We start from the raw sequence: 18895 nt of genomic DNA on the forward strand, positions 1-18895 counted from the left end.
TTCGTTCAACAGGCTATGACGCCTTGAACGTCCGCTGGGTTGTCCCTGCTCCCGGTCTGACCGGTTCGCCATCACATCGCATCGCTCTCGCAACCTCGTGAAGCTGATCTCCTTTGTTTGAGCCAGCTAAATCATCAAGCCGCCAGCCTGGGCTGGTGCCCGGCCCGGTATGTTTCGCCTCGCGCCATGATGGCCCAGGCCACCCGAGCGGTGTGGTTCGCCATCGCGACAGTGGCCACCCGTACAGGCTTGCGCGCGAGCAAAGCCACGAGCCGCGGATCGGCGGTCTCCGGCTTTCGCTTCACGCCTTTGATCAGCGACGTCATTCCGACGACGAGTAGCGTACGCAGATACTTGTCGCCCATCTTGGAGATCCGCCCAAACCTCTCTTTGCCGCCACTCGAATGCTGCCGCGGCGTCAGGCCTAACCAGGCGGCGAACTCCCGCCCTGAGCGGAACTGGCTCGCGTCGGTGACCGACGCGGCTAACGCTGTTGCCCCGATCGGACCGATGCCAGGGATCGACATGAGGCGACGGGCTGTGTCGTTTGTCCGCTGCCAGGCGAGGAGATCCAGATCGATCTCCCGAAGCTGCGCATGGGTATCGAGCGCCTGTTGCGACAATCTTCCAGCGATCTTTGCCGCTTCCCTCGGCACGGGAGGCGCCTCGCCGTCAATGATCTTGCGCGCCATCTCCAACGCCAGACGAATGCCTTGAGGAATGTTGATGCCGAACTCGGCAAGCAGTGCCCGCACCATGTTGACGAGCTGCGTCCGTTGCTTGACCAGCAGGTCGCGCGCCCGATGCATTGACAAGGCTGCTTGCTGCTCCGGCGACTTCACCGGCACAAACCGCATCGTCGGACGCGTCACTGCCTCGCAGATCGCTTCCGCATCAGCTGCGTCGGTCTTGCCGCGCTTCACATAGGGTTTGACATACGCTGCCGGCATCTGTCGGATATCGTGGCCAAGCTTGATCAGCTCGCGAGCCCAATGATGCGCCGTGCCGCACGCCTCCATGCCGACAAGACAAGGTGGCAAACTTGCAAAGAAGGGTAGAAGCTGCGCGCGACGCAGCGTCCTTCTGACAACCACGTTGCCGTCCGCATCGATACCGTGAACTTGGAAAACGTTCTTGGCCAGATCAAGGCCGATCGTGCTAATCTCCATGACGGGTGGCTCCCATATGCTCGTGAATGCCTGATAGCCTTCACACCATGGCACCTCGATGCCGTGAGCGGGAGCCATCCACCCCATTCGTTCAGTTTGCTAAGGCGACCGACCCTCGCAGCTACCGCGAGGCGCTCGAACTCCCTACGCGACCCGATCGTACGCTCGCTTGCGCGTGCCAAGGTTGGCTTCCATAACCCGCTGAATTCAGGGGGAGGAAATTATGCAGATCGACGGCACTGCTGCGTCTGAAACGCTATCGGGCACGGACGGGGACGACGTCATCAATGGCTATGCCGGCTTTGACATCATCAACGGACGCGGCGGCAACGACATAATCAACGGCGGCGACGATGGAGACTCGCTTGAGGGTGGTGCCGGTGACGACATTATCGATGGTGGAGACGGCAACGACTTCGTCAATGATTTTACCAGCGGGTCGGACATCCTGCGTGGTGGATCCGGTGCCGATACGATCAACGTCAGCCATTTTGGCGCGACGGGATTGACCGAGACGATCGTCATCGACGCCGGGACTGGCGATGACCGGGTCGATTTCAACAGTTCCGCCAAGGGAACGGCGACGATCGATCTTGGCGACGGCGCCGATCGGCTGTCGTTCGGAACCGTATCCAACGCCTTGCTGACGATCACCACCGGTGCCGGCCGCGATACGATTGTTCTGCAACCGTACACTTCGATCGGGACTGCGCCTGTCATTACCGATTTCCAGACCGGCGATGCCGGCGATATTTTCGAACTGAGCGAGTATGTCGCCCGGACGACGATCAATTGGGATGGCTCCAATCCGTTTGGTTCGGCAGGCTTTCTACGGTTGGTTCAGGCGGGCACGACGGTCCTGTTGGAAGCAGATCGCGACGGACCTAATGGCTCTATGTCCAGCTTCGTGACGCTGGTACGCTTCGAGAATAGTTTGGTCGAGGCGTTCACTGCCGCAAACTTCGGCGGGTATGCACCGTCAGGCACGGCGGTCGTTGGCAGGACCATAACCGGCACGGACAACTTTGATACCCTGACTGGTACGGTCGGTGCTGACGTCATCAGCGGATTTGCCGGTCGCGATCAGATCGACGGTCGCAATGGCAATGACATCATCGATGGCGGCGCCGATAGCGACACCATTCAGGGCGGCTTCGGTAACGACGTAATCGATGGTGGCGACGGTGATGACACGATCAGCGACACAGGCGGGTCGGACACGATACGTGGTGGTGCAGGCAACGATTCCATTTTCGTGTCGCATTCGTCTAATGGAACTGCCGAAACGATCCGGATCGAAGGCGGCGCAGGAGACGACGTCGTTTCCTACTACGTCTTCAGTCCCGGCACCGGTTCGATCGATCTTGGTGAGGGTGCCGACCGGCTCATTCTGGGGAACGGACAGGCGGTACGGGCAACGCTGGGTAGCGGACGCGATCGCGTTGAGTTCGCGAGCTTTGCACCGCAGAACGCCATTCCCACGATTGCCGACTTCACGGCGGGTGCGGACGGCGATGTCGTCGATATCAGCACGAACTTCACCTTCGGCTTCCAGGGTTGGGACGGATCGAACCCGTTCGATAGCAGCGGCTATCTGCGACTGCTTCAAGCTGGCAAGGACACGCTGTTCCAGATCGATCGTGACGGTGCGGCCGGTCGGTTTAGTAGCTTCCAAACCATCGGGCGTTTGGAGAACGTCGACGCCCTGTTGCTTACCGCTGAAAACTTCGGTGGCTACGCACCGACAGTCGTCAACGGTGCCGATCTTGCAACCGCCGTCGTTACCACTCCCCAAGTCGTCACCGAGGGCATCGATCAAACGCTCACGATCGGGTTGACGTTCAAGAACGTGACCAGCCTCAACACCTTTGTGTCGATGAGCTTCGTCACCGACATGTCCTCCGCAACCAACGGCAGCGACGTGAGCGTCGGCACTTTCTCCGGTAGCTTCTCGATCACCCAATCGCCGGCCGGCGACTATCGCTTTAATCTGGGCTCCGTAGCGATCCTCGATGATGGGCTTGTCGAAGCTGACGAGACGATCGCGATCCGGATCACCGCGACCGGTCAGCTGTTCGACACCGGGACCGACAGCACCGTCGTTCAAATCAGCCTGCGTAGTGACGATCGGGCCGGCACGGACGGGGCCGACGTTCTGAACGGCACAGCCGGCAACGATATCCTCCGCGGTTTCGCAGGCGCCGATACACTTACCGGGCTTACCGGACGAGATCTGCTGGAAGGTGGTCAGGGTAATGACGTTCTCTCCGGTGGCAGCGGCAGTGACGTCTTCCTGTTCGCCGGTGCAATTCTCGGCAATGACAGGATCAAGGATTTTGGCGCCGATGATCTACTGGTAACGACGCTGAAGCTGGCCGACCGGGACGGCAACGGCGTCATCGGCTTCGGTTCCGACCGCGACCTCGACTTTACTGGTGGTGGGCAGGCTGTCATCACTTCCGACGCTGGTACCCGAGTAACCAGTCTGGAGTATGACGGCAGTTTTGTCGCCGACAACATTACTTACTATGTTTACAGCCGGGCGGGTTCCAGCGTTGGCGTCGCTGAGGCCGACGCCTTGATATGAGATGTGGAAGGCGGACCTTGCCTCGTACAATGAAATCGTAAGCAAGGTCCGCTATTGCATGTCTAAAATTCTGACCAATCTTCTGCTACGGCAGTTGCGCGACCTGCGGCGACCGACCGTCGGTCCGGGGATACTATCCTTCGCTGGAGCCGATGAACCGGGTTTTCGGGCCTGCGGGAAACGTCCGGCGCGCTCTGGCTCAGTTTGAACTGAGCGACCTGTCCTGCAAGGGCATTAGCCTGATCGGCCAAACTACGTGCGGCAGCGGTCGCTTGTTCGACCATAGCAGCGTTCTGCTGCGTCACACTATCCATCTCCCCCACTGCGGTGCTGACCTGCTGCAACCCGACTGCCTGCTGTTCTGCGGCGGTTGCGATCTGGCGGACCAGCTCGCTGATTTCGTTCACCCGGGCGTTGATCCGAACCAGGGCAGTCCCGGCCTCGTTTACAAGGGCGACTCCGGTATCAACCTGCTCGGTTGCTGACGTGATGCGGCCCTTGACGTCACGGGCCGCGTCGGCTGAACGCTGTGCCAAGGCCCGGACCTCACTGGCCACGACGGCAAATCCCTTACCCGCGTCGCCTGCCCGCGCGGCTTCCACGCCGGCGTTCAATGCCAGCAGGTTGGTCTGGAATGCGATGGCATCGATTACACCAATTATCTCTCCGATCTCCCCAGAGGCTCGTTCAATTCCGCCCATGGCGACAACCGCACGCTCAACCACCTTCGCGGACTGTTCGGTTTCAACGCGGGTCGCCTTGACGGTATCGTTCGCCACCGCCGCACTCCGTGCGGTTTCGCGAACGGTACTGGTGATCTCCTCCATCGCCGCCGCCGTTTGTTCGAGACTCGCCGCCTGCTGTTCGGTACGTCGCGACAGATCGTCGGAAGCTGCGCGGATGTCTTCGGCACTGCCATTGATACCATCTGCAGCGTGCGTGACCGTCCCCATCACCCGCGACATCGATTCCATAGCCGCATTGAAGTCCTGTTCCAGCGCGGCGTACCCTGCGGGCAAGTTCGTCAGACGCGTTGCCAAATCGGCATTGGCAAGGCGCGCAAGTCCTCCGCCGACCTCCGCCACTACAGCTTGCTGTTCGCGATCAGCTCGAATTTTTCGTAACGCTGCGTCGCGGAACACCACGACTGCTCTGCCGATCTTACCGATCTCGTCACGGCGATCGGCGTCGGGCATGCTGACGTCGTTATCTCCCCGGGCCAGTGCCTCCATCACCAGCGCAATATCAACGACGGGTCGGGCAATGGAACGCGAGAGCAGCCAACCCATCAGTCCCGCCAATGCTACGGCGAGCGCTCCCCCGAGCGCGAGCGTCCAGGTGACGAAGCGTTCGGCCTGCCGCTTGGCGGCGTCCTGCCGAGCGATCCACGCCGATTGTGCAGCTTGGATCTCCTCATGTGCCTTACGCATGGCACCGAGCTGCTTGGCGCCGGCGAGAGCGCGCGCCTGGCCTCGCGTTGCGGGGTCGGCGAATGCGGCAATCGTTGGTCGAACCTTGTCCTGCTGCCATGCGGCTACTGCATCAGTAAATTCCGCGAGACGAGCTTTCTGATCCGGTCGATCGGCGTACCGAGCGAACTGTACGGATGCTGTCTGGATCAACATCGTGTTCTCTCGATAAGTATCGAGGAACGCGTTTTTACCCAACAGGACGTATCCCCGTACCGCGCTCTGCCCTTCAACCACGCCACCCAGCATGTCGCCGGCATATTCCGAGGCAAGCCTCGCCTCATCGCGCGTGACTGCCACTTGTTGCAGCGTGCGAACGTTTGCAAACACCACGATGCTTACGATCGTGAACGTTGCAATAAGCGATGCAAAAGCAAACGCCAGCTTACGGGGTATCGAAATATTGTGCAGTGTCATACGCCTTCCATTCGAAGCGGAAGCATACGAGAACTGCGTTAACAGCGTTATAATCACTAGATCGTGTATAATATAACGCGCATTGATAACTCTTTAAAGTACACGATCGGGAAGGATAAAGTTGGACGTTATCCAAGCCAATCCCTCGTGCAGCTGAGCGGTTGAGCTCTGCCGCTCTCGTGAGGACGACCCAGAAACGGACGTTCAAGTTCCCTCAGCCGCTTCCCAACTGCGGACGTTCATACAGGTTGGTCCAGCGCAGCAATTGTTTGAGCACCCATCGCGCGACCTGGAACGCGGTGAAGGGTTGAAGCAGGATCGGCCCATACCGTTCGGTGGCATGGACGTGCCCGTCATCGTCAGTGTCAGACACGGCAATCCGCGGTCCGTCAGTGCCGCGAGAACGCCGGGCGCCCCGTTTGCCGCGACGTTTCTAATGAAGATGACCATGCGGGTCTCTGGCGCCTTCACCAGTTCACGAGCACGCGCTAAGTCACCGATCGGATCGATAACCGACAGGGCCTGCGCCCGCAGCACTCCAGCGCCGTAATCGCCGGCGAAGAATGCCTCGTTGCCGCCCGGCGTTTCTTCATGACGATCTTTGCAGGCAAGGATGACTTCGGCCAGATGCAATTAGCGGCACGGAAGTCGCAGCTCGACTTTGGCTCGAGCTCAATACCGTCTAGCTGTCAAAACCGTCGTTTGGTCCGAGTACGCAATCTATTAATTACCTGCCTGCCCCCCTTCGAACACCGTATGATCATTGTTTGGAAAGCCATAGGTCCAGCGCACGGGCGTGACGCCTGCGCTCGTCTTCTAGGACCGCGTCAGCTTCTTGCAGCGCAACGTCGTGAGACCGTTCCATTTCCTGCCGCTTGCGTTCGAGCTCCCGACGCTGCCGGTCGATTTCCGCTTCCTGCACGCGTAATTGGTCGCGCTCGTGTTGCTGGCAATCTTTCAACTCGGCCAAAGCGCTCTCCGCGGCTTCCAGCTTATCCCGAGATGGTCGAGGCAATAGTCGCTCGCGAGCCTTTGTCGGCACCCGTCCGCTACGACGCAGCGACCCCGAAGCGCTGCCCGGCCGCCTATCCGGCTCCGACGCCCTCGCTGGTCTGGATTTGCGTCGCCTTGGGCGATCCGTTGCCGCCAGATGTTCGGCTTCGCTCCCCCTGACCTGGCGGATCACTTGGCCAGGGTTGGCAAGGGGTTCGATCATCAAATCCTCGTCAGTGACGACCTCAGCTACGCCGTGTGCGAACAGGTCTGCATTGCTTCCCCATGCTTCTAACGCCGCCTTCTGGCTGGGGGCGGCAACATAAGCATCGTGAAATCCGATCGGTGTACGGAACACCTTAAGCTTTTGCTGCCAGGAGGTATATTTCGCAAGACCAACACGTTGGCGGCCTCGGCGGTTCAATCCGACTTTACCCATTTCGCCAGCTTGGTAGCGTCGGCTTGAGCTTGAGGGAAACGGACCATGCGCGCGATCTTATGGGCGGTATTGCTGGCAACTGCAGTCATGGTCGATAGCGACACGATCGCCAGTGTTCCTCCCGGTCGCGTTGTTCAGCCCGCAAGGCTCGAAGGGCCGTTCGAACTGCACTCGCGCATCTATCCCGGCACGGTGCGCCGCTACTGGGTTTACGTTCCTGAAGGATATGATCCGAAGCGGCCGCCGAATCTGTTATTGTTTCAGGATGGGCAGCGTGCGGTAAATCCGGACGGGTCGCTGCGCGTTCCTGCCGTCCTCGACGCACTTATTCGCCGTCGTGCGATCCCTGCGACATTGGGCATATTCGTCACGCCGGGTCACCGGGCGCTACGCTATCCCGATACGCTGGGCTCGGGAAATCCCGATCATCGTGTCGAAGAGTATGATGCGATTACCGACAGCTATGCTCGCATGACGCTGGACGAACTCCTGCCGACGGTTGCACGTCGGTGGCACTTTACGATGGACCCGAAACGCCGCGCCATCGGCGGCACATCGAGCGGGGCGATCGCATCATGGACGGTTGCTTGGCGGCATCCGGAGGCCTTCGCCAACGTGCTCAGCTTTATTGGCAGTTACACGTCGATCGGCCTGCGTCTGGATGGCAATGGCGTTCCGACCGCTTTTGGTGGCGATATCTATCCTGGTTTGTCCGCAAATCGCCGATCCGCCCGCTCCGCATTTTCCTGCAGGACGGCCGGAACGATCTCGACAACGAACATGGCAACTGGTTTCTGGCCAACCAGCAAATGGTGAAGGCGTTCGAATGGTCGAACCGCCAGGCCGACAGCCTCCGACGCGGCGGACCGCGCTACGACGTCCGATACGTATGGACCGATGGAGAACATTCGGATGCCGACGGTGGAGCGACGCTGCCCGGTGCCCTCGAATGGATATGGCGGGACCAACATCCGTGATCGGGAACGTTTCAAGCCACCTTCGACTTGCCCTGCCCTAATGCCATTTAGCTATCCTCTCGAAGGCTACGGCATAGACCCAAATGCGGTCATTCGTAGCCACTCCTCAGCTTCCCAACTTCCGCCATTCGTTCATCTCGTCGATATTGGAATAGTGCGGCGGATGGTTCTGAAAACGCTGTTGAGGGGATCAGCCGAATACTTCCTGGCCGGAGCGCTGCCCCGGCCACTCTGGTAAACGAGCAACGCACCCTGTCGAAAGCAAAGCTTGCTGGAATCCCCATTCGACCGATAGGATAAACGCCGCCAACGAAAAATGGGGGTGAAATGGGCTTTCGAATGAATATGTTGGCTGGGACGTCCTTGTGGCTGGCTCTCGCCACGAGCGGCGGCGCATATGCGCAAACTGCGCCGAGTGACGCGGGGGAAGCATCCCGTCCGTCCCCAGCGGCAGAGCAAGGCGAACAGGATATCGTCGTCACCGGCATCCGTGGTGGCATCGAACAAGCGGTACGGATCAAGCGCAACGCACCTAGCATCGTCGACGTGATCAGTGCCGACGACATCGGTCGCTATCCCGACGTGAATGTTGCGGAATCGGTCCAGCGCATCTCTGGCGTTCAGATCAACCGGACCCGTGGCGAAGGGCGTAGCGTCAACATCCGCGGTCTGCCCGACACGTTCACGCTCGTGACACTGAACGGGCGGGCTGTTCCGAACGCAATCAACGACCTGTTCACCGGCTTCTCGCGATCGTTCGACTTCTCGACGCTGCCGCCCGAATTCGTCCGCACCCTGGAGGTCTACAAGTCCCCTACCCCCGATCTGGAGGATGGTGGGCTGTCGGGCACCGTCAACATCCGCACCCCACGCGCACTGGACCTTGGTCGCCGGATCGTGACGGTTGCGGCGCAGGCCGAATATGAAAGCAACTCGGGCAAGGCTGCACCCCGCGTGTCGGCACTGTTCGCCGACCGGTTCTTCGACGACCGGCTCGGCGTCACCATTGGTGCGTCCTACACGCAGCGGCGGCCGCAGACGCATCAGATCGAGACCGGTTGGAACACGGTGACCGAAGGTCAGGGCGTACCGGTAGGTGGAGGTGCCGACGATCTGAACGGTGACGGGCGGATCGATCCGACGCAGCTCGTCCGCATACCTGGCGTTGTGATCCAGGACATGTTCACCGAGGACAATCGCCGCCTGAGCGGGATCGCCTCACTGCAATTCCGCCCCGACGACCGGTTCGAAGTTTATGTCGACGGCCTGTACACCCGTGTCGACGTCGATGCCGTGCGCCAGGAGAATTTTCATAATTTCGCCGGATCGGGTGGTGTGGTGGCGTCGCGCAGCGAAGTCCTCGACGGCGTCGATACCGCAACCGACTTCACGGTCAGTAACCTCGATCTGCGCGACGGCGGGCGCTATCAGGATCGCAGCGGTTACATCCGCTCGCTGGTTGGCGGGTTCAAGTTCGACAACGGCGGATGGCACGTCCTGGTCGAGGGATCGGCGCAAAAATCACGTCAGACCCGCAACACGCTTAATATCGCGGACAGCATCAACGGCACGGCGCGCATCGTCGCGCAGCCCGGCGACGTCGTGCCGAGCATTACCTATCTCGGCGATCTCGACACGCGTCGACTGAACCCCAACAGCTTTCGCCTGCTCAGTTTGAACGGCGAGCTTGACCGGGTGACGAGCGACCGTCTGCGCGACGTGAAGATCGACGTCCGGCGCGATCTTGGCGAACATGGGCTAACCGCGCTCCTGCTGGGTGCCAAGGCGACCGATCGGGCGATCTATGCCGACAACAAGGTGCTGACGATCGCCGCTGCCGGCGTGTCGCGCCTCTATGGCGGCCTCCCGGCAGGCCCCCTGCCGGGTTCGTTCAGCGCTGCGCCGTTCATGATACCGATCGCACCCGGATCCGGCGAGTTTCTCGGCAGTTATGACGGCGACGCCAGCTTCCCCACCCGCTGGCTGGGGTCCGATGCGCGCAGCTTCGTCAGCCGCTTCAGCCCGGCGCAGTTGATTGCCGCCGGCACCTACACCAACGATGCCACCGGCATCCTCGATGTCGAGGAACAGCTGCTCGCCTTCTACGGTCGCGGGGATATCGCGTTCGGGCGTCTTACCGGCAATATTGGGTTGCGTGCGGTCCGTACCAGTCAGACGACGACCGGCGTCAGCCCCGATCTGAACGGCATTTCGGTCGAGGTCGAAACCGGAATGACGACGCGCGTTCCCGCCGCCGCGCCGCTACAGGTATCGCGGCGCTACTGGGACTATCTGCCCAGCCTGAACCTGAAATATGAAGCGACCGACGAACTGCAGGTCCGCTTCTCGGCATCGCGGACGATTGCCCGGCCCAACCTCGGCGATATTTCGCCGACGACGACCGCCAATGGCAACGCCCTGACGATCACTCGCAACAACCCCTATCTCGACCCGTTCCGATCGAACAATCTCGACGCGACGATCGAGTATTATTTCGCTCGCGATGCACTGGTTGGCGCATCCTTCTTCTACAAGAATCTAGAAAGCCTGATCCGGCGAGAAATCACGGTCCAGTCGCTACCCATCGCCTATATCCGGACGACCGGGACAACCCGGGTACAGACCGACTTCACCGTCAGCCAGCTCGTCAACGGATCCGGAGTCGATCTGAAGGGCGTCGAGCTGTATTTCCAACAGGCGTTCACCAGCCTCCCCGCCCCGTTCGACGGTTTGGGGACGATCGCCAACTACACCTTCATCGACAATAGCGATCCGACGCAGCTCACCGCCGCGTCGAAGCATAATTATAACCTGATCGGCTATTACGAGAAAGGACCGGTCGCTGCGCGTGTTTCCTATTCGTGGCGGAGCAGCTTTCTGGCGGCGGCCGCTGTCGCCCCGGCCCAAGGGCGCGAGAACCGCGCGTTCGGCACGCTCGATGCCAGCATCAGCGTCAAGATCGCGCCGGAGGCGTCGCTCGTGCTCGAAGCGGTCAACCTGCTCGATCGCGACGAGATCGTCGAGTTCACGACCGGCCTGCCCGCCAATTATCTCGATGCCGGTCGCCGCGTGTTCGGCGGACTGCGCCTCAGCCTGTAACCCTTTCACGCAACAGCGTGCACGGTCTCGAAAAGGAACCATCATGGCCAATACCGTCGATCGCCGCGGCGTCCTGCTCGCCGGAACGGGCGGCGCCTTCGGCTTGTACAGCTGGGCAGCGGGAACAACCGCGAGGCAGCCGGCCAAGCGCACCCTGCGCCTGCCGCGGCAGGGCACTGCCAAGCCCAAAAACATCCTGTTCGTCCTAACCGACGACCATCGCTATGACGCGATGGGCTTCATGAAGGCGCAGTCGTTCGGCGAGACGCCGACGCTGGACCGCCTCGCGCGGGAAGGCGCGCATTTCCGCAACGCGTTCGTGACGACCGCACTTTGCTCGCCCAGTCGCGCGTCGATCCTCACCGGGCTGTATGCGCACCAGCACAAGGTAGTTGACAACAACCACCCGATCCCGCCGGGGCTGATTTACTATCCCGAGTATCTGCAGCAGGCCGGATACGACACCGCGTTCATCGGCAAATGGCACATGGGTGATACCGGGGACGAGCCGCAGCCGGGTTTTGATCACTGGGTCAGCTTCAAGGGCCAAGGGAGCTATTTGCCGAGCGCCGACGGATTGAACGTCGACGGACGGCGGGTGCTGCAGAAGGGCTATATCACCGACGAATTGACCGATTACGCGATCGACTGGATCAAGCAGCGCGACACCAACCGCCCCTGGATGATGCATCTCGCGCACAAGGCGGTGCATTCAGAATTCATCCCCGCCGAACGCCACAAGGGCCGCTACGCGAACGAGACGTTCCGATATCCGGACAACATGCGCAAGGGCGTGCCCGGCCGGCCGATGTGGGTCGAGAACCAGCGCAACAGCTGGCATGGTGTCGACTATGCGTATCACGGCAATCTCGACATCGCCGACTATTACAAGCGCTATATGGAGACACTGCTGGCGGTCGACGAGGGCCTTGGCCGCATCCTCGATCTGCTGGAACAGCGCGGCGAACTCGATGACACGCTGATCCTGTACATGGGCGACAACGGATTCATGTTCGGCGAACACGGGCTGATCGACAAGCGGGCGGCGTATGAGGAATCGATGCGCGTGCCTATGCTCGCGCGCTGTCCGTCGCTGTTCGCCCCGGGCAGCCAGGTTGATGCTGTGGTCGCCAACATCGACATCGCCCCGACGATGCTCGCAGCGGCCGGGTTGCAATCGCCCGCCCATATGGCGGGGTCCAATATGCTACCGATCGCGCGTGACAAGACGGCACCGTGGCGCAGGGAATTGCTCTACGAATATTACTGGGAACGCAATTTCCCACAAACGCCGACCGTCCATGCGATCCGTGAGGACCGGTACAAGTACATGCACTTCCACGGCATTTGGGACCTCGACGAACTGTACGACCTTGCCGCCGACCCCCATGAGAACGACAACCTGCTGGCGCGTCCGGGGCATGAGGAATTGGCGGAGCGGTTGAGCGGTAAACTGTTCACGCTGCTGGAACAGACCGACGGTATGCAAATTCCGCTGAGTGCCGATGCCGGCTATCGCGCGAACCTGCGCAAATCAAGCGCGGCGGGGCAGGCTCCGTTTCCGCCAAGCTTTTTCCAACCGCCGGCTCGCAGATCGCGATGATCTTCGAGCGCGCAGAAACTGCGTATTCGTGTAGGACGACCCAAATGCGGTCGCTCAGGTCGCCATTAGCGGTGACCAAAAGCGGACGCTTGTTCATGGGCCTGATACGCTCGCAGACTACAAGGCGTTTCGACGCTCAAGCGATCTTAGCGACCATTCGGAGGCGATGGACTTGGCTCAAGCATCTGTTCGCCGCCAGTGCCTATGACCTCTCCCGTCTCATAGACGCCGCTGCGTATCGCGACTTCGCGCCGGAAATCATCCGCCGCACCGACAAGGATCCCCGCTCCAAGGTCCTGCCTCGGCGCTGGGTCGTCGAGCGCACCTTAGGATGAATAACCAGATAGACGCCTTGTTCATGATTACGATCAGCGCCTCGAAGTCTCCGAGACCGTGATCCAGGTGGGTCTCGGCAGCCTCATGCTCCGCCGGATCGTCCATCCCTGAGCATTGTCAAACGGACTTTCAGCAGAGGCTCGTGATCTTTCCTTATGCTTGGTCTTGGGCATCAACTGCGGACGCCTCGATATTACGTACCCCGCGCTCGCGCTGCACCAGCGCCTGCATCTCGCGGAACACGCGAAGGCTGCACCACAGATATCCCCAAACGAACCCGGCCGCGAAATAGAGGACTAGCACAGCGCCGGCGGCCGCGGGTCCATCGGGCAACTTCCCAGCTGGTTCCAATGTGTTGCCGATGCCCACAGCCAAGCGCGCCGCAGCATCGGCCAACGGTCCAAGCTGGACCAGCGTGGCGCCAACAATGATCTTTGTCAGCCAGTCCGATATCTGTTCCAGGTTGGTATTGGGTACAACGGAGGTGCTGGCTGCAACGTCGGTGGTGGTTTCGCCCGCACGAACCCTCGGGACGCCGAACAGGAACCCCAGCACGGTGCCGGCCAGCCAAGCCGCCGTGCCCACTAGCCAGAGGACACCGAAGATGCGCAAGCTATTCTCGCTATCGTTCCCCCAAGCGAATATCCCAATCGCGATGAGACCGATAAGGTAGGCGATGAACGCCATGTATTCCCAAAAGCGGAGATCATCACCGACGCGCTCATCGTCATTCGCCACAATACGGCCTTCTATTTACGGCGGATGTGTCACCGGGCATTGCCGAGCGCGGACGGGACCTCATAATCCTATCCCCCGCAACTTGAGGTATGCCAACAGATTGGCTGGTTTGTATGGATAAGGTTCGAACGGCTGCTCGTGCTTGGCATACGTCCCACTGGTCCTCAGACGCACCAGCGCGCTAGGATGCACGCCTTCCGTCCGGTCCTGCCCGATCGGCCGTAGCGTCCTGCCGAGAAGCTTCCAGACGCCCTTGATAGAATCAATGAGCGCCCCTTCTGCGTTCTCCTCTCGCAGCTTGCGTACGCGCCGTTCCAGATAGTCCTCGTCGAAGTCGAGAAGCGGCTTGGCCTTATCCACCATCCACAGGAAGGCTTGGTCGGATAGAACAGGATCGGGATAGCCGCCGCCGATATTTGAATGAGCGCCAGCGAACCAGACTTGGTCCACGTCCTGGTCTGGCCCGATCTCGCTGCTGTCCCATATTGCAGGTAGGAAGTTACGCCGACGCTCGTCGATCGCAAGAGCTTGATAGGCGCGCCTAGTCTTTCGACCCAGTGTGACGTCGTGGAATTCGTATCGGCGGCGGCCGACGCGGCCGAGCAGATTACCTGGGATACCTAGCGATCCTACCGTGTCCCATACTCCGAGCAGATCAACACCAGGCTGCCGATCCGCAAGCCGCACGATATCTTTCAGTGCATCCGGGTGCCGCTCGTCCGGCTTGGTCCGGTAGTAGTTCCAGACATCCTCCAGTCGGTCGAGATCACCTTTGTGCAGCACACCCGCTAGGTTCACCATGCCTGCCAAGCTGCGCACGGTATAGGCGCCTCGCGAGAAGCCGAACATCACGATGCGGTCGCCTGGTTCGTAGTTGACCGCCAGAAAGCTGTAGGCTTCCTGCACGTTACTCCCCAAACCAAGCCCAATCGTGCCGCCCAGGAACCGGTCCAGACCGTTCCCCGTCCCCACGCCCTTGTCGTAGTACACCGTCTGCGGATCCCCATTCCGAGATCGCGTCAACACTGCCCGAACCATCTTAGTGACGTTAGTCGGGGCTCCCTTCTGATCGGGCGTGTTCCACGTACCGTCGCAGCAGATCACCAGCGTCTTGGGCATCTTCCCATCCCCCTCGGCTACATTCCCGCAAGCTCTTCAGCCGAAACCTTTCACAATATCGCCCAGCGACGCGGTCACGTCGGCCATGAGGCGCAGCCGCTCTGGATGCCCGGCGGCGCGCTCAGTAGCCGCCCGCAGTGCTGCTGCCGCGTTGACCGCCCGGCCGGCTAGTGCGTTCCAATCATCGGAAAAGCGCTCCATCTCTCGACCGATCAGGTCGGTATAAGCCGCTAGCGCTCGCTCCCGATTTTCACGGACGAGGCGAGCCTCAGCTGGTGTGCCGGCCACCGCCAAGTCCGCATCAAGGCTTGCATGCGCTTCCTCGAAGTTGCGGCGCGCTACGTCGAGCACAGCGTCCAGCGTCGTCATTTCTCTTCTCCTAACCGGTCGTCCGGGCGACGGCGGCGAGCCGTGCCAGCGCAGCGGCCGCGTCTTCCGCTGACACAGGTTTCTTCTCGGCATAGGCCGCATGCTGAAGGTCCAGCGCGGCGAGGGCAGAGATGGCAGCTGCCAACGCATCGGGCGGTTGGCTTGGACGCCGCACTAGTGTCGTCACAACGGCCGCCGCCTCTAATGCTGGATCACGGGCCAAAGCAGCCTTGGCGCCTGCCTCACCGCCCACCGCTACGCCCGCGTGCTCCGCCACATCACGTAGCGCTGGCACGGGATCGAGCGCCTCGGCGCGTACGAGATTGCGTATTGTCTCGGCGCCGAGGTCGGCTGTGATTTTGTCTAAGGCGATATGTAGATCGCGCTCACGCTCCAATGACCGTCGCAACTGGTTGCTGATCATGCGGAGCCGATCGCTGGCGACAAGGAGGCGGCGTCGTTGAGCTTTGTCAGCCAGCGCGCCGCCAATCTGCTGCGCCGCCTTCCCCACGACGGGCGCCAAGGGCGTGACGCCTACGGCCTGACCGAACGCGCTCACGCTGGCCGCTGCGCGGATAACGGCGTCTTCCATGTCCCCCTCAGCGTCGTATGCCGCCTCAGCCGCGAAGGCGCGGTAGGCAACGCTTAGCGCGATTGCTGCTTCGGCACGCAACCGCATCACGCCGTCGAGCCGCGCCGCCTGGCGTATGACCGCGCTGTTCCGCCGAGCTTCGGCGGTGGCAAGGACATCGCAGTCCGGGTTCACCCCAGACATTGCACCTGCACGCGTGACCGCAGGGCGCCCCGCAGCGTCACGGCATTTACTCATGACGGTGTAGGCGTAGTTAAAGCTGTCGTCTGCCGCAGCATCCAGTAAGCGACGGCGGCGGTCGTCTATCTCCTCGACAAGGGCGGTTGAGACGGCGACGCCGGTTCCTGCCAGGCGCCCGGCCCCTGCGCGATCGGCGGTTGCGCATGATGCGAGCATCACACCTACGAGCGCTACTCCCAACGCATGCTGCCCCGCCACCGTCCTCGACCGCCAGGCACCCGCTTTCCCGAAGAAGCTGCAATCCGGCAGATTCCCGATCATCCAAGACGAACACAATGTTCACCCCCTCCTGCCAGTTATTCGGCAACACTACCCTTTTGATTTCATGCTAGATTCCGCCAATTCGCAGCAGCTATTACTAAATGTTACACGGTCCTATCACAGTCGTAAAACTTATACGTTCAACTTGTATACCGGGTACAACATCGGCATTACAGCCTGCCTTACAGCGAAAGTTTTTGGGGAACCTGCGGTGTTTTACAGGTAAGATAAGTTTTAATTAAGTCACCTTTCTGGCTAGTCAATCTCCAAGCGACCGAAGAAATGGCAGGGATGGCATAAAAAAGTACTCGCCGCCCTTCATTGTCACTGCCTGCGCAATCGGATCTACCGACTTGAAGTGTTCCGACATGCCCTGCTTCGCATCCCATAGTGTCGGACACGATATGGACGGGCGCTTACCTTGGCCGATGACCAGGTCGAGCCCGGGCGCGTGAGATCCGATATGAAGGGGAAAAGCAGCATTGTTGGCCCAGTTTTTTTGCACGAACTCGAATTGCTCGACAAGGTTAGCATTGAAGGCCATGAATAGGAGACCAACGCCGCTAGTCGGCTTCCTGTCGGGATCCTCGTCATTCAGGTCGTCGGAACGTTCGCCATACGTTTGACCCCGCCGTGCCATGACGTGAAGCCGTTCGTCCTCGTGCGTCTCGAAGCCGCCACTGCCGCGCGGATTCATCTTCCGGATGTGACCAAAAAACGGGCATTTACCTCCGTCCAGGTCGGCAGCGTAGTCAAAGTCGTTAAGTACCGGATCGCTGCCGCACGGTGGCAGCGCGACCGGCCTGCCGTCTTCGAAGCGGCCTACGATCATGGCTCCGGCCAAGGCGCGAGCCGTCGGCTTCAGACCGAGCGCGGTTGCGAGAACGTTCTCTTGCTGCTTGAAGAGTTTGACGTTCTGTTCAAGCTTTCGGAATACGAAATAGCTTCCGAAATGGACCGACGGATCAGGCGCCGCAGGGTCTGGAACGATCGCACGTCCGGGTCCGAAAGCCGGATCCCACACCTCGATAGATTCCTCCGCCTGGACATCCTCCTTAAAGAACAGTGGCTGACTACGCCCATCGACGTAGCCGAAATGCTCGATACCCTCGCCCACCAAGTTAAGCTGTTCCTTACCCGTCTGGTCGCCAAGCAACACGAGTAGCGGATGTGCGGCGATCATCATCTTGACCCTTCTCACGGTGACGTCGTGCACATTCTGATCGGCATCGCCTACGAGGATTACGGCATCGACGATCTGGCGAAAGTGCCCGTCCCACCCGTCAACGTCCGCGTCCTTAAGCTCCTCTTGAGTTATATGGCTGGTCATGCCGCGCTGAAACGCTTCGTCGTCCGGTTGCGACGCCTTGGGTATGCCCAAAGCCTCGTAACCTGCCGCGCTGAGGCCGACCCCGACGTACGGTGTGCCGCCGGGCCCCCCTGCCTTGAACGACGCTATTTCAGCAAGATGGTCCTTGGCTGATTTCATCAAAGCGGCGACGATGCCGTCGCGTGCGAGCTCAGCGAGCAAGCTTTGAGCTTGCTCTCGATTAGACAGTTTCAAAAATAAGGCCGTGAAGGCTTTGCGCGCATGGGCCTTCAGGATATTCGGCTGGAGGGCGTCGAGCATAGACGCGTCGTCGCCGCTGGCGGCTTTCCAAGAGATCGGCTTATCCAACGTTACAGTCATACCACCCCCAATATAGTTGCGAACTAACTTCGCCCCGTTAGTGGGGTCACCACTTTGGGTTTTTACAGGGCAAACGTTTGTTGTAAGACACGAAATTTTGCGATAATCACGTAATACGAATTATACTCGCAACAAAACGCGCGCATACATCGAAGATCCTATTTTGTGTGATATACTTCAATATAGCGCTATATTACCTTTTGAATATCGAGATGTAAACATTTTTTCCAAGTAGTTTGTAATACTACGTTTGAAGTATAACTATCTATCGCCCGTTCATCAATAATACCTCATTTGAAGTATCGATTCTGGCGGCGAGATCGAAGGTCGTGAACAAGCCCCTAATTTGACAAGTCGATTCTGAGCCGAGGGTCAGGTCTCGTTGATCACAGTCAGAAGTTGACGGTTGCGGCGAGCGCGACGGCAGAGAAGGAACGGTCGGGCAGCGGTCGTAGGGGGTGGCGACGCGGCGCCAGTCCTTTACCCTAAGGCTGCCGAACATGATCTCCATGCGACCGCAACGCCGGTAGCGGCGCTTCGCCGAGCTAGTATCGGGCGAGACGCCCGAAATGGTGCCGAGCCGGGCGGATCAGGCGTTTCACGCCGCTAAACACGCAGGTCGAAACACCGAACGATAGGCGAACTACGAGCGCGACGAATACGTGACCCACAATCCGACATTCAACCCGCCAGCCTGACCGCCCGGAAGCGGACATTTGTTAATGTGATCCAGATGAGCTGCTGCCGGTTCCGTGGACACCGAGATAAGGTGTTTTTGGAACCGGAGGATGGAGATG

Annotated in this window: 14 protein-coding genes and 1 pseudogene; 5 read left to right on the plus strand and 10 right to left on the minus strand. The window is 60.2% G+C overall.

The annotated features are described in order from the left end of the window. Positions 1–134: 134 nt before the first annotated feature. A complete protein-coding gene (locus ASE91_RS09250) occupies positions 135–1169 on the minus strand; it encodes an IS110 family transposase (protein WP_056625340.1) in 1035 nt (344 codons plus the stop codon). 223 nt (positions 1170–1392) lie between these two features. Between ASE91_RS09250 and ASE91_RS09255 the strand changes: the two genes are divergently transcribed. After that, the gene (locus ASE91_RS09255) at positions 1393–3756 is read left to right on the plus strand and encodes a calcium-binding protein (protein WP_056625344.1); all 2364 of its coding nucleotides are present in this window, start codon (positions 1393–1395) and stop codon (positions 3754–3756) included. Between the two features lie 62 nt (positions 3757–3818). Here ASE91_RS09255 and ASE91_RS09260 read toward each other — a convergent pair whose 3' ends face one another. The 3 genes from ASE91_RS09260 to ASE91_RS18760 form a co-directional block, all read right to left on the minus strand. After that, positions 3819–5642, minus strand: a complete 1824-nt coding sequence (locus ASE91_RS09260; protein ID WP_056625347.1) for a methyl-accepting chemotaxis protein — start codon at positions 5640–5642, stop codon at positions 3819–3821. A 214-nt stretch (positions 5643–5856) separates the two neighbouring features. Beyond that, positions 5857–6015, minus strand: a complete 159-nt coding sequence (locus ASE91_RS19310) for a hypothetical protein (protein WP_156357759.1) — start codon at positions 6013–6015, stop codon at positions 5857–5859. Between the two features lie 387 nt (positions 6016–6402). Next, on the minus strand, positions 6403–7074 hold the full coding sequence (locus tag ASE91_RS18760; RefSeq protein WP_200911228.1) for a hypothetical protein: 672 nt from the start codon (positions 7072–7074) through the stop codon (positions 6403–6405). A gap of 45 nt (positions 7075–7119) precedes the next feature. Here ASE91_RS18760 and ASE91_RS09265 point away from each other — a divergent pair, with 45 nt between their 5' ends. The 4 genes from ASE91_RS09265 to ASE91_RS09280 all read left to right on the plus strand — a co-directional run bounded on the left by ASE91_RS09265 (position 7120) and on the right by ASE91_RS09280 (position 13088). Next, the gene (locus ASE91_RS09265; protein WP_200911229.1) at positions 7120–7890 is read left to right on the plus strand and encodes an alpha/beta hydrolase; all 771 of its coding nucleotides are present in this window, start codon (positions 7120–7122) and stop codon (positions 7888–7890) included. A gap of 500 nt (positions 7891–8390) precedes the next feature. Beyond that, complete coding sequence (locus ASE91_RS09270; RefSeq protein ID WP_056625350.1) at positions 8391–11150, plus strand: TonB-dependent receptor; 2760 nt, start codon at positions 8391–8393, stop codon at positions 11148–11150. 43 nt (positions 11151–11193) lie between these two features. Then, positions 11194–12753 (plus strand): sulfatase family protein, encoded by a 1560-nt coding sequence (locus tag ASE91_RS09275; RefSeq protein WP_056625353.1) that lies wholly within the window; start codon positions 11194–11196, stop codon positions 12751–12753. Between the two features lie 95 nt (positions 12754–12848). Then, on the plus strand, positions 12849–13088 hold the full coding sequence (locus ASE91_RS09280; protein WP_235530396.1) for a hypothetical protein: 240 nt from the start codon (positions 12849–12851) through the stop codon (positions 13086–13088). 154 nt (positions 13089–13242) lie between these two features. On the opposite strand, the gene ASE91_RS09285 is transcribed toward ASE91_RS09280, so the two are convergent. The 6 genes and pseudogenes from ASE91_RS09285 to ASE91_RS18765 all read right to left on the minus strand — a co-directional run. After that, the gene (locus tag ASE91_RS09285) at positions 13243–13827 is read right to left on the minus strand and encodes a hypothetical protein (protein WP_056001602.1); all 585 of its coding nucleotides are present in this window, start codon (positions 13825–13827) and stop codon (positions 13243–13245) included. Between the two features lie 60 nt (positions 13828–13887). After that, the gene (locus tag ASE91_RS09290; protein ID WP_056625359.1) at positions 13888–14946 is read right to left on the minus strand and encodes a DUF2235 domain-containing protein; all 1059 of its coding nucleotides are present in this window, start codon (positions 14944–14946) and stop codon (positions 13888–13890) included. A 36-nt stretch (positions 14947–14982) separates the two neighbouring features. Continuing rightward, complete coding sequence (locus ASE91_RS09295) at positions 14983–15315, minus strand: hypothetical protein (protein ID WP_056625361.1); 333 nt, start codon at positions 15313–15315, stop codon at positions 14983–14985. Between the two features lie 10 nt (positions 15316–15325). Continuing rightward, positions 15326–16408 (minus strand): hypothetical protein, encoded by a 1083-nt coding sequence (locus ASE91_RS09300; protein ID WP_056625364.1) that lies wholly within the window; start codon positions 16406–16408, stop codon positions 15326–15328. Between the two features lie 259 nt (positions 16409–16667). Continuing rightward, positions 16668–18098 (minus strand): Dyp-type peroxidase, encoded by a 1431-nt coding sequence (locus ASE91_RS09305; RefSeq protein ID WP_056001589.1) that lies wholly within the window; start codon positions 18096–18098, stop codon positions 16668–16670. Between the two features lie 392 nt (positions 18099–18490). After that, a pseudogene (locus ASE91_RS18765) lies at positions 18491–18636 on the minus strand (IS5 family transposase); the annotation flags it as partial. Between the last annotated feature and the right edge of the window lie 259 nt (positions 18637–18895).

Source organism: Sphingomonas sp. Leaf62 (assembly GCF_001421915.1).
GTDB lineage: Bacteria > Pseudomonadota > Alphaproteobacteria > Sphingomonadales > Sphingomonadaceae > Sphingomonas.

Excerpts from the sequence above, each read along its gene's own strand:
- ASE91_RS09250 (WP_056625340.1), bottom strand. The coding sequence starts at position 1,169 with ATGGAGATTAGCACGATCGGCCTTGATCTGGCCAAGAACGTTTTCCAA.
- ASE91_RS09280 (WP_235530396.1), top strand. The coding sequence starts at position 12,849 with ATGGGCCTGATACGCTCGCAGACTACAAGGCGTTTCGACGCTCAAGCG.
- ASE91_RS09275 (WP_056625353.1), top strand. The coding sequence starts at position 11,194 with ATGGCCAATACCGTCGATCGCCGCGGCGTCCTGCTCGCCGGAACGGGC.
- ASE91_RS09290 (WP_056625359.1), bottom strand. The coding sequence starts at position 14,946 with ATGCCCAAGACGCTGGTGATCTGCTGCGACGGTACGTGGAACACGCCC.
- ASE91_RS18760 (WP_200911228.1), bottom strand. The coding sequence starts at position 7,074 with ATGGGTAAAGTCGGATTGAACCGCCGAGGCCGCCAACGTGTTGGTCTT.
- ASE91_RS09300 (WP_056625364.1), bottom strand. The coding sequence starts at position 16,408 with ATGATCGGGAATCTGCCGGATTGCAGCTTCTTCGGGAAAGCGGGTGCC.
- ASE91_RS09295 (WP_056625361.1), bottom strand. The coding sequence starts at position 15,315 with ATGACGACGCTGGACGCTGTGCTCGACGTAGCGCGCCGCAACTTCGAG.
- ASE91_RS09305 (WP_056001589.1), bottom strand. The coding sequence starts at position 18,098 with ATGACTGTAACGTTGGATAAGCCGATCTCTTGGAAAGCCGCCAGCGGC.
- ASE91_RS09260 (WP_056625347.1), bottom strand. The coding sequence starts at position 5,642 with ATGACACTGCACAATATTTCGATACCCCGTAAGCTGGCGTTTGCTTTT.
- ASE91_RS09255 (WP_056625344.1), top strand. The coding sequence starts at position 1,393 with ATGCAGATCGACGGCACTGCTGCGTCTGAAACGCTATCGGGCACGGAC.
- ASE91_RS09265 (WP_200911229.1), top strand. The coding sequence starts at position 7,120 with ATGCGCGCGATCTTATGGGCGGTATTGCTGGCAACTGCAGTCATGGTC.
- ASE91_RS09270 (WP_056625350.1), top strand. The coding sequence starts at position 8,391 with ATGAATATGTTGGCTGGGACGTCCTTGTGGCTGGCTCTCGCCACGAGC.